Source organism: uncultured Halovibrio sp. (assembly GCF_913056445.1).
In the GTDB taxonomy this organism is placed as follows: Bacteria; Pseudomonadota; Gammaproteobacteria; order Pseudomonadales; family Oleiphilaceae; genus Halospina; species Halospina utahensis_B.
In genome coordinates, this window is sequence record NZ_CAJXMA010000091.1 from 1 (window position 1) to 11,066 (window position 11,066).

Consider the following 11,066-nt stretch of genomic DNA (forward strand, 5'->3'; position numbering starts at 1 on the left):
TCGTTTTTCATTGGCGGAGGTTGTCCTCTTCCTTCCGGCCCGATCAAGGCCTGCCCGCTTTATTCCATCTCCTACAGGGCGCAGGTACGAAACCCGGTATAAACATCACACCGATCCGGATGATACGCCTGCCGGTAAGTCCCACGGATCAGCATGGACGACGCCGCACAACCACCCCCCTTGGTGGTCTTGTGCGTCGCGAACTGCAACGTCGACATGAACGGATACATATCCACCGAGAAGCCGTCATAGGGCATGAAATGATTGCCCGTCCACTCCCAGACCGTACCCAGCATCTGCCGGCACCCGAAGGGACTCTCACCCGCCGGGAACGCCGTCACCGGCACACGGCCCATGTAGCGCTGGTCCATATCCAGCTTCGCCGGATCCATCTCATTACCCCACGGATAACGCCGGCGTTCCTCGCCCGGCTTGTTGGCCAGGGCCGCCACTTCCCATTCGTACTCGCTCGGCAGCCGCCGCCCGGCCCAGGCGCAGAACGCCTCGGCCTCCCAGTAACTGATCTGCTTCACCGGATGCCCCGGCTCCAGCGGCAGCCACTGGTCAAAGACCCGCTCGTACCAGCGGCCATCGCGCTTGCGCCAGTGGAACGGCTGCGTCTGGGTGCCCATCAGCGGCGGCTCGCCAGTGCCGAAGTTCAGGTTGATCTCACGCTGCAGCCACTTGCGTCCCCCCTGGCTCCAGAACTCAGGGCGCTCGTAACCGCCCTCTTCCACGAACTTCTGGAACTCACCGTTGGTCACCAGGGTCCGAGAGATGCTGAACTCCGGCATGTCCACCTCAAAGGCGGGCTTTTCGTTGTCGAAGCCGAAGTCCTCGGTGGCGTAGGCGTCCGAATCCCGGTTCGCCGGCAGGCCAATGAGATAGCGGCCGGCGGGAATGGTGACGTCGCCGCGCGCATCCTGGTCAACGCCCTCTCCGGTCAGGCCCTTGGGCTCCGCGAACGGCGGTGCCGGGTAACCCACGGTCTGGCGGCACCAGGTCATGGACTCCACGTGCATGTTCTGGTGGTAGATGGCGTAGCGGTACAGGTACAGCGCCTCATCCGTGAGCGGCTGGTTGCGGATGCGGTCCTCCATGCGCTGGATGATGGTGTCCATGTAGGTGAGCGTGTCCTCGCGCGAAGGGAACAGCGTCTTCGACCAGCGGTCCTCGTGGTCCATGTGGAAGGAGTCCCAGAGCTCGTCCATTGAGGGATCGTAGCTGGGCGTGCCGTCCAGCCAGTTGAGGACGAACACCTCGTAGAAGAAGGTCGAGTGGCCCATTTCCCAGACCGGCGGGTTCACGCCCGGGTGGTAGGGAACGCTGAGCTGGTCCTCGCGCAGGCTGCAGACCAGGTCCTTAACGCGGTCCCGGGTATGGTGTAGGGCGTGGATCAGGCTTTCGCGGTCGTTCATCCCGTGCGTTCTCCGTCAATGATCGCGTGTTGTGTTGTAGGAGCGAGCCCTGCTCGCGATCGCGCCCCGGATCGCGCAGACTATCGCGCGCGAGGGGCGCTCCTACAGGGGTATGTTGCATCACCCAGGCGGTTACGTTTGATTCTCTTTACCGTATTGGTCCATGACCGCATTGACCACCCGTTCCAGGGCAGCCTGTTCGGCTTCCGGCCGGAACAGGGGCGCCCGGGCCTCAACGCGGCTCTGCAGGGCCGCCAGGAATTCCGGCTCGTTTTCGGCGCGCAGAAGCTGCTCGCGCAGCGCGGTGGTGTCCTCCACTGGATAGGTCCCGGGATAGTCCCCGCCGAGCAGCCCCACGTTGCCGGGAATATCCGAGGCGATCACCGGCAGGCCTGCCACGCAGGCTTCGGAGACCACATTGGCGCCGCCCTCCATCACGGAGCTGATCACCATCAGCCGGGCCTTCGCCATGTGCTGGCGCACCTGCCAGCGGGGCAGCTCCCCCTTCCAGTCGAAGCGCGGATTCTCCCGGGCTTCCTGCTCCGCCAGGGCCTGCCACTGGTCATCATGAGCCCGGCCGAGCTGGATCACGTTGAGCCGCGACTCCTGCGGCAGCTGGCGGGCGGCCCAGGCGGTGCGCAGGGAGTCCTTCTCGTCACGCAGGTGGCCGATAACCACCACGTCGAACCGGGACTGTACCGGAGCCCTGCGGCTGGGCAGTGGTTCCGCCGATTGAAAGATGGTATGGAGACGATTATGGAATTCTCTCGGGATGTCATCCGCAACCCGCTCATGCAGCCCGATCAGGGCATCCGCCTCGGCCATGCTGTAACGGGTGGCCTCCGGGTGTGTCTGCTGGAAGCGGTAGATATCCGTGCCGGTGAGCGCCACAATCAGGGGCCCCGAGGGGGTATGCGCCCGGTATTGGCGCACCGACTCACTGCTGCGCCAGGCGTGGAGAGCCACCAGCAGGTCCGTGGGTTCGGCGTCGTATTCCGTTATAATGCGCGTCCGGTGCCCGGAGGCCCGCAGCAGGCGGGCCCAGCGTTCGGCGGTGGCCCGGTTGCCCGCGCGGGAACCGCGCGGGGCGGGGGTGATCAGCGTGATGTGCAAGATACTCGACCTCCTGCTGTAGGAGCGGCCATGGCCGCGAGCGCGAGCCCGTGCCGGGGCTTGTGGCTCTGGGTAACGGGATCGCGGCCATGGCCGCTCCTACAGATTAGTGGGGGCGCCGATGAACGCTGGTATCGCGCCACACGTAGAACCTTACGTTACCTTCGACACGACAGTAATCAAGGAGACAGAACAATGCGATGGATAACCGGCCTGCTTACGGCCCTGATTATGGCAACGCCGGCCATGGCGGCGCCGACACTGTACTTCACCGCCATCCCGGACCAGGACGAAACCAGCCTGGAGGAACGTTTTTCCAAAGTCGCGAACTATCTGGAGTCGGAGCTGGACGTACCGGTGCAGTTCGTCCCGGTCAAATCCTACGCGGCCTCAGTAACCACCTTCCGCAACAACCAGGTGCAGCTGGCATGGTTCGGCGGCCTTTCCGGCGTGCGTGCCCGCGAAGCAGTGCCGGGCTCGAAGGCCATCGCCCAGGGGGCGGAAGACCAGGAGTTCCGCAGCTATTTCATCGCCCATGAAAGCACCGGCATTGAACCCTCCGACGGCAGGCTCCCGGAAGCGGTGAAGGGCAAGACCCTGACCTTCGGTTCACGCGGTTCCACCTCCGGGCGCCTGATGCCGGAGCACTATATCCGCGAACGCTTCAACCAGGCGCCGGGAGAGGTCTTCAGTCGCGTCGGCTTCAGCGGTAACCATACCCGCACCGCACGCCTGGTGGAATCCGGCTCCTACCAGGTGGGCGCGCTGAACTACAGCGTCTGGGAAGAAATGGTCGAGAACGGTGAGATTGATACCGACGACGTCCAGGTGATCTGGAAGTCGCCCACCTATCCGGATTACCAGTGGACCATCCGGGGTGACGTCGATGAACGTTTCGGCGATGGCTTCAGCGACCGGGTCCAGCAGGCGCTGCTGAACATGGAGGATCCGGAGCTGCTGGAAAGCTTCCCGCGCTCCTCGTTCATCCCCGCCAGCAACGACGATTACGCGACCATCAAGCGGGTTGGCAGGGAAACGGGTCTGCTCGACTGATGGCGATACTGGCCGTCAATGACCTTTCCGCCAGCTATGGAGGAGAGCGGGTTCTCGGCCCGCTCTCACTCAGCCTGGCATCCGGGGAGCGTGTTGCGCTGGTTGGCCGCAGCGGGGCCGGCAAGTCCACACTGCTCAGCCTGCTCTACGACGAGGCGGAATCCGGCACGGCCTACATGCCCCAGGACCTGGGGCTGGTGGATACGCTGTCGGTGTTCCACAACGTCTACATGGGACAGCTGGACCGCCACACCACCCTCTACAGCCTCTGCAACCTGCTGTTCCCCCTGAAAAAGCCCAGGGGCGAGGTTCAGGGTATCCTGGATAGGCTCGGGCTCGGGGATAAGCTGCGCGAACCCGCCGGTGAACTGTCCGGTGGCCAGCGCCAGCGCGTGGCGGTGGCACGGGCGCTTTACCAGCAGGGCAGCCTGCTGCTGGCGGACGAGCCGGTCTCCGCGCTGGACGGCCCGCTGGCACGGCGCGTCATGGCGGCCCTGACAGAGGCTTACCCCACGTCGGTGATCGCTCTGCACGATGTGGAGCTGGCCCTGGCCTTCTCCGACCGGATCATCGGTATACAGGACGGCCACATCGCCCTGGATGAACCCAGCGCCCGACTGACAGCCGCCGACCTGCAGCCGCTCTACTGACATGCTTCGATCCCGCACCGGCCTCACAACCCTGGCATTCATCGGCGTGGCCCTGGCCTGCCTGCCGTTCTCGGACCTGGCGATCACCACGCTCAACCCCTGGCAGGAGCTGCAGCGGCTGCTGTACGGGCTGGTCACACCGGATCTCACGGCCACGAACGAGCTGTTCACCGCGTTCACACGCACCCTGGCCTACGCCTTTACCGGGGTCGCGCTGGGCGCGGTGATCGGCTTCCTGCTGACCACCCTTTTCTCCTCCCGTCTGGTGCGGGCGTTCTGCGCCTTCATCCGCTCGATCCATGAGATCTTCTGGGCGCTGATCTTCCTGCAGTGCTTTGGGATCCACCCGCTGTCCGGGGTTCTGGCCATCGCCATTCCCTTTGCCGGGATCTTCGCCAAGGTCTATTCGGAGATCATCGATGAGGCGGACCCATTGCCGGCGAGGGCGGCTCCGAAGAACACCCGCCGCCTGCTGCGCTATTTCTTCACCCAGGTGCCCGAGGCCTGGCCACACCTGCGCACCTACACCGCCTACCGCCTGGAGTGTGGCCTGCGCTCATCCGCCATACTCGGCTTCATTGGGCTGCCCACACTGGGCTTCCACCTGGAGGCGGCGTTCTCCCAGGGGTATTACTCCCAGGTGGGCGCGCTGCTGCTGGTGTTCTATGTGCTGATCGCCACCATGCGGCTCTGGCTCCGGCCGCGGCTGGTGCCCGTCTACCTGCTGGCTGCCCCGTTCTTCCTGGGGGAGGGGCTGCCCATTATCTGGGGCAACGTGACCCGCTTCGTGACCCAGGACATCGTGCCCCGCCCCCTGCGCGAGGGTGAAGGCTGGGAGGGGCTCCAGCCCTGGCTCACGGAGATACTGGCCAACCAGGCCCTGCCCGGCATCTGGAACACCCTGCTGCTGACCCAGATGGCACTGGTGGCCACGGGCGTTCTGGCACTGCTGGCTTTCCCGCTGATTTCCACGCATTTCACCGGGCCGGTACGGCGTACCAGCGGCCATGTGCTGCTGGTCATTGCCCGTTCCACACCGGAGTACATGCTGGCCTATCTCCTGCTCCAGCTCTGGGGCCCCTCCATGCTGCCCGCAGTTGTGGCGCTGGCCCTGCACAACGGTGGCATCATCGGCCATCTGGTGGGCCGCATGAGCGATGAGGTGCCCCTGCGCAAGGGCGCGCCCATCGGCTTCAACCGCTATGCCTGGGAGCTGGTCCCCAGGGTCTATCCCCCCTTCCTGGCGTTCCTGTTCTACCGCTGGGAGATCATCATGCGCGAAACGGCCATCCTGGGCATTCTCGGCATCACCACACTGGGCTTCTACGTGGAGGGCGCCATCCAGGAGATCCGTTTTGACCGGGCCATGGTGCTGATCCTGATCACGGCCCTGCTCAACATCGGGGTGGATGCCCTGTCACGCCGGATCCGGGCCTGGCTGAGACTGAGAACCCGGCCAACCTGTGAGGCATAAAATCCGGCGTCGGTCTGTGCTTTATTGCCTCTGTGCTTTATTGTCACACCTGACGTATTCCGACGAGGTATTCGATGTCCGATCTGGTACGGCTCGCTCCGGGGCTGCTGACCGTGGGTAAGCCACTGCCCTGGCCAGTCTATGACGAAACCGGCAACCTGCTGGTGGCCCAGGGGTATGTCATCCAGAACGAATGGCAGCTTGAGCGGCTCTATGAGCGGGGCATGTACGAGCCGCCGCAGCGCCAGGCGGAGAAGCGCCAGAAGGACGATGCCACGCCGCGCTTCAGCCCCTTCGCCGAGTATTCCATCCTGCTGTACGAACTGGAGCAGGCCCTGGAGCGGATCATGAACGCGGATGCCCGCGCCAGTGAGCGCTTGGAACACCTGGCCCGGCGCATCCAGAGCCTGTGCCAGCAGGACGCGGACGCCTGCATCGGCCTGGTGCACGTCTATGCGGTGGAACCCACGGCCTATGAGCAGACCCTGTTCTACGCCATCATCTGCTGGCTGGCGGCCTACCACTTCGAACTGGACGACACCCGGACCCTGCTGCTGCTTCAGGCCGCGCTGACCGCGAACATCACCCTGCTGCCGTACCTGGATAAGCTCAACAACTCCAACCGGAAGCTGACCGACGAGCAGCGCCGGGTGATCGAGAAACACCCGGAACTCAGCGCCAGTGCCCTGCGCAAGGCCGGCATCAACCAGGAGGTGCTGCTGACGATCGTGGAGCAGCACCATGAGCGCTTTGACGGCGGGGGCTACCCCAAGGGACTGAGCGGCAGCGAGCTGCTGGTGGAGGCCAAGGTGCTGTCCCTGGCGGAACGCTATACCGCCATGATCACCAAGCGTGCCTACCGCAACCGCTACCGGGCGGATCACGCCATGGATGAGATCCTGGAGTCCATGGCGGAGGACCCCCACCAGATGGTCTATGAGGCGGTGTTCCGGCAGCTCACACCCTACCCGCCGGGCGTGCTGGTGCAGCTGGCCAATGGTGAGACGGGGCTGGTCACCCACCGGCGCCGCACCCCGCGCTCGCCCATTGCCCAGGCGGTGTTCAATGCCCAGGGCAAGCGCTACCTGGGACCACTGCGGCGCGACACCAGCGTGGAGGACTACCGCGTCCGCACCACCCTGGTGCCGGACATGCTGCCGTCACTGAACCTGGCCCTGCTCTGGGGCTACGGCTGAGGCTCAGCGCGGGCGCACCAGCTCCTGCCAGCCCAGCCGGCCACGCCGGATGGCGGGTTCGCTGGTCCGGGTGATCCGGGTCTCCTCATCCTTCTCCTCATCCGTGGAATTGTCCACCTGCACGTCCAGCAGGCCACTGCCACCGCTGAGCAGGCCGTCATCATGCTCGGTGCCCGCGCTGGGCTCATCTTCCAGCTCCCCGTCATTGTCATCGTCCACGTTCGGGTCGTCCGGGTTGGAGCCGTCCAGGTCCACGAACATGCGGAAGCTGCTGCCACCGGCGGAGCATGGATCCGTCTCCGGTATGGTGGTATTGAACCGCAGCTGACCGTTGCGCAGCCTTGGCCGCTCCACCACCCGTTCACCGATGCGGGTATCGAAATCGAAGTACCAGCCGTGGTCATCCGTGGGATTCCGGCCCCAGGCCACTTCATCGCCGCTGAGGCTGCGGGTCCGGGTCTGCCCGGCCACGGATTCGGTCAGATCCTGGGCCTGCAGCTGATCCCTGCTGATTCCCGTACCACCATGGTCCCAGACCCCGTAGAAGGACTGGGTGGTGGTGTCGCTCAGGTCACCGGTGCTCAGGTACTGGCCGGTGCCGAAGAACACCAGCAGGTTCGGGGCATTGCTGTCCTCGTCCGGCACAAAGCGGTTGCCGGTCACCGTCACGCCGGTGGTGATCGGCTGGCCTCCCGGAGTGCGGAACAGGGGCTCGTCTTTCGCGACCCAGCTGCCACTGTTCTCCACCAGGACCCAGATACGGCCCTCGCGGTCGCTGGCATAGAGCCGGTCCGGAACCCGGTCGCGATCGGTATCCACTGGCGTCACGTCCGAGGTCACGCCCGGCAGACCATCACCGCCGGTCTCGATGAAGCGGTAATCCGTGCCCCGGCTCCATTCGCCGTCCAGGCCGCCCTCCAGCCGCAGCATGAAGACGCCGGAACGGCCACTGGGGGCGTTGTAGCCGTTGCCGAACACGGCCACCCACTCGTGGCCGTCATCCCAGGGCATGAGCACGATGTTCACGGGCTTGTTCAGGGTCCCCAGGTCCTGATGCTGGAACTCCCACAGGAGCAGGTCCTCGGGCGAGTCGGAGCTGGCCACATCGGGATCCGTGACATCCAGTGCGAACAGGCCCCGGCCACCGGTGCGCATGCCGCCCACCAGCACCGAGTGCCATTCAGGGCCGGCATCCGGATCCGTCTGGATGTGGGCATCGGAGACCGCCGGCGCCAGATCCACGCTGTAGCGGTGCTGGTATTGCGGTGACGTGAGGTAGCTGAAGCCGCGGCTTTCCGCGTCATCAAAGGCGAAGGACGGGATATAGGCAAAGCGCTCGCCACCGCCGGAGTCATCCGGGGTGCCGTCAAAGGCGTGCAGCATGCCGTCATTGGCACCCGCGTAGATGGTGCGCTCCCGGTCCCTCTGGGCGGCCAGGTAATCCGAGTAGCGGTCATCTTCCGTGCCGTAGGGGGCCTCGTCCGGCCACCCCATGGCGGGCCGCCCCACATGGACCGGATTCGAGTGGACAATATCGCCCAGACGGCCGCCGCGCTCGCGGAACCGTTCCCCCTCAAGGTTGCGCCGGCCCGCCAGGTACGCAATGCGATCCTCGGCGGTGGCACGGTCGCCGCCAGCGCTCAGATCGGCCCGGGCCTCATCGGGCAGCTGATCAAGGTTGTCCGGCTCAAACGCCACGGGTTCCCCGTCGGCACCGGCCGTGAGGATGGTACGCGGGTTGCTCTGGAGATTGCGTTCATCCAGGGCCGTGCCCGCATCCCACAGGACCTCCCCGAGGACCTGGTCCTGCGGGTCGTCACTGTCCGTCGCGGTGAGATCCGCGCGCCGGGCGGTCAGTCGACCTTCCCAGTCACGGGGATTGAAGGAGGCGCTGTAGACCAGCCCTTCGCGCTGCGAGATCTCAACCGCCTCGGGCGTTGCGGCGGACTCCCAGGCGTTGAGGGTGCTGGGGCGATTGAGGGCATTGTTGAGCGAAGAGGCTGCGTTCACGGCATCATCCGCACTGAACAGTTCCCCGAAACCATTGGTCGCAGCGTGATAGAGATCATCCCGCTGGGCGGCGCTGCCGGGGTTATCTCCCGGGCGATCCGTGGAGACCGGCCACCACTGGGGTGGCTCTTGGTGCGCATCCCTGCGCCGCTCATAGCCATCGTCCGTGCCGGGCATCGGCCAGCCCCAGACATTGGCGCCCTGGTGGCCGGTGGTCACCCCGAAGGTGTTGAGGTGGAGGTCGCGGTTGCAGTCCAGCCAGCCCGCTGGGTTACGCTCACTGCAGGCGTCCGGAACCGGCACATTGCCGTTTTCCAGGCCGGGGACCTCAAGCTCGTCGTAATAGTTCCAGGCAACGTCGGCCAGGGTTCCCCTGGCGCCGTCGGAAAAGGGCTCACCAGCGCCGCCATCGGCATTGCCCACGGCACTGACTGTGCCATCGGTGCTGTAGCCGTCCGAATACAGGCCCGCGATGTTCTGCTGGCAGGAGGCGGTCACAGGGGCATTGTCGTCGCTGCGCTCAAACTGCTCCCCGACGTGATTGAGGGTGCTGCGCAGGGGCGCTGTCCGCTCATCCGTAGCGCCGTTATAACCCGTGTAGATCTGCGCCAGGAACCGGTCCAGCCCGCCGTTCCCGGAACGGTCCTGCAGGTCGTAAAGGGGCAGGTCCCCGGAGGCGCTGTTGGTAAGCACCGGCATCCCACGCAGGTTATCCACCCGCACCGCTGTCTCCCCCAGTGCCGCCCTCAGGGACTGGTGGCGGCGCCGGTGGTAGGTGAACCAGTTGGCGAAGTTCTGGAGTTCTTCCTCGTAGGTGCGGCCGTAGCGTTCCTGCACAAGGTCCCGGACGGCATCCGGATCGCTCAGGTTCACCCGCCGCAGGCAGGTGCCGTCAGGAGCCAGGGCTCCGGGGAACTGGTTACCCTGCGCGTCCTCGAACCGCAGTGCCTCCTGATCAAAGTTCTCGATGAACTCAACAAAGTCATCACTTTGCCGGCTGCCGCACTGCCCTTCTCCGAGAACACCGAAAAGGTCGCCCTCCCAGCGGTAGGAGCCGGTCTTCTGGGGCACGTAGTAACTCGCCTGCACATGCGGCATACAGACGCTGTTCTGGTTGAACAGGGTCTCTTCGCCCACAACGGTGCCGAAGTCATTGCGGAATTCATCAATCGCACAGGCGCTCCGGTCAAGGAATGTCGAGCCGGGGCTGAGGCCCAGCGTGCTCTCCTTGATCGAGGTGCCCGCCGAGTCCAGTACGCCCTTGACCGCATCACGCAGCTCACCGGATACCGTGAAGGGCCGGTACTGCACATCGAGCATGGGCCGGTTCGCCTCACAGCCGGTGAACCAGGAGGTCAGGAAGCACTCCACATCACTGAGGAAATCAGCGCCATCCCTGAGCCAGTTGGCGAAACCGCTGTCCGAGCGCATCTCGCTCATCCGCTGCCCATACAGCGGGTCCAGCTTCGGGTCGCTGGTGCTGGCCGGAGGCATTGTGTGCATTCCGTCCGGAACCGGGTAGGGCCAGGGCTCGTAATCCACCCCGGGGTTGTAGAACTGGGGGTTCCAGGCTGCGGAGCGCAGGAACCCGAACTTCGCCAGTGGGGGCACGACGTGGTATTCCGGATTGATGCGGCGGCCGTCGTAGGTGTCGACCAGGCCCGGCTCGAACAGGTACCCATAGCGGATATCGCGGAGCAGCGGCTGGGCGATCGACTCGAACAGATTCACATCGCTGCCGTCCAGAAGCTCCCCCAGCCAGCGGCTGAAGCCATCCCTCTCCAGGGCCCCCTGCCGGGTGCCGGGAACCTGCAGCTCAAAATCCGCGCTGGCGGAATCGTCCAGCACAAACGCCATGCTGTCCGCCGCCGGCTCATTCAGGAACAGCGGTGACTGGGCAAAGCCACTGTTTTCCGCCCCCGCTGCCACCACCGGAACCAGCAGACTGACTCCGAGCAGATACGTCAGGATTCTGTCCCGTACTGCGGTTACCGCCATGATTGCCTGCTCCTGCCCATTGTTCTTCTTGTGTTCGATGCCACCGGCTCACCTCAGATCCGCCGCGAAATAGCCTTCAAGGATCCGGTCGCTGTGTCCCGTGGCACCCCGTGAGCGCACGATGACCCGATAGCCTTCCATCTGCCCGCCGGCG

At 65.0% G+C, this 11,066-nt stretch carries 7 protein-coding genes; 4 read left to right on the forward strand and 3 right to left on the reverse strand.

The genetic code is table 11. The annotated features are described in order from the left end of the window. Window positions 1-71: 71 nt before the first annotated feature. Together senA and senB are read right to left on the reverse strand one after the other, a co-directional pair. Window positions 72-1,418 carry a selenoneine synthase SenA gene (gene senA, locus QZ501_RS13275; protein ID WP_295720145.1) on the reverse strand — a complete coding sequence of 449 codons (1,347 nt, stop codon included), beginning with the start codon at window positions 1,416-1,418 and terminating at the stop codon, window positions 72-74. A 132-nt stretch (window positions 1,419-1,550) separates the two neighbouring features. Further along, window positions 1,551-2,531, reverse strand: a complete 981-nt coding sequence (gene senB, locus QZ501_RS13280) for a selenoneine biosynthesis selenosugar synthase SenB (RefSeq protein WP_295720147.1) — start codon at window positions 2,529-2,531, stop codon at window positions 1,551-1,553. 195 nt (window positions 2,532-2,726) lie between these two features. On the opposite strand from senB, the gene QZ501_RS13285 reads away from it, so the two are divergent. From QZ501_RS13285 to QZ501_RS13300, 4 genes are all read left to right on the forward strand, one after another. Further along, complete coding sequence (locus QZ501_RS13285) at window positions 2,727-3,584, forward strand: putative selenate ABC transporter substrate-binding protein (protein ID WP_295720149.1); 858 nt, start codon at window positions 2,727-2,729, stop codon at window positions 3,582-3,584. Then, window positions 3,584-4,234 carry an ATP-binding cassette domain-containing protein gene (locus QZ501_RS13290; RefSeq protein ID WP_160897718.1) on the forward strand — a complete coding sequence of 217 codons (651 nt, stop codon included), beginning with the start codon at window positions 3,584-3,586 and terminating at the stop codon, window positions 4,232-4,234. The genes QZ501_RS13285 and QZ501_RS13290 overlap by 1 nt, the downstream gene beginning before the upstream one ends. Before the next feature lies 1 nt (window position 4,235). Beyond that, window positions 4,236-5,708 (forward strand): ABC transporter permease, encoded by a 1,473-nt coding sequence (locus QZ501_RS13295; RefSeq protein WP_160897717.1) that lies wholly within the window; start codon window positions 4,236-4,238, stop codon window positions 5,706-5,708. 74 nt (window positions 5,709-5,782) lie between these two features. Next, complete coding sequence (locus tag QZ501_RS13300) at window positions 5,783-6,904, forward strand: HD domain-containing phosphohydrolase (RefSeq protein ID WP_151441221.1); 1,122 nt, start codon at window positions 5,783-5,785, stop codon at window positions 6,902-6,904. A gap of 3 nt (window positions 6,905-6,907) precedes the next feature. Here QZ501_RS13300 and QZ501_RS13305 read toward each other — a convergent pair whose 3' ends face one another. Beyond that, entirely contained in the window at window positions 6,908-10,912 is a 4,005-nt protein-coding gene (locus tag QZ501_RS13305; protein ID WP_295720153.1) for a PilC/PilY family type IV pilus protein, read from the reverse strand. Window positions 10,913-11,066: the final 154 nt, after the last annotated feature.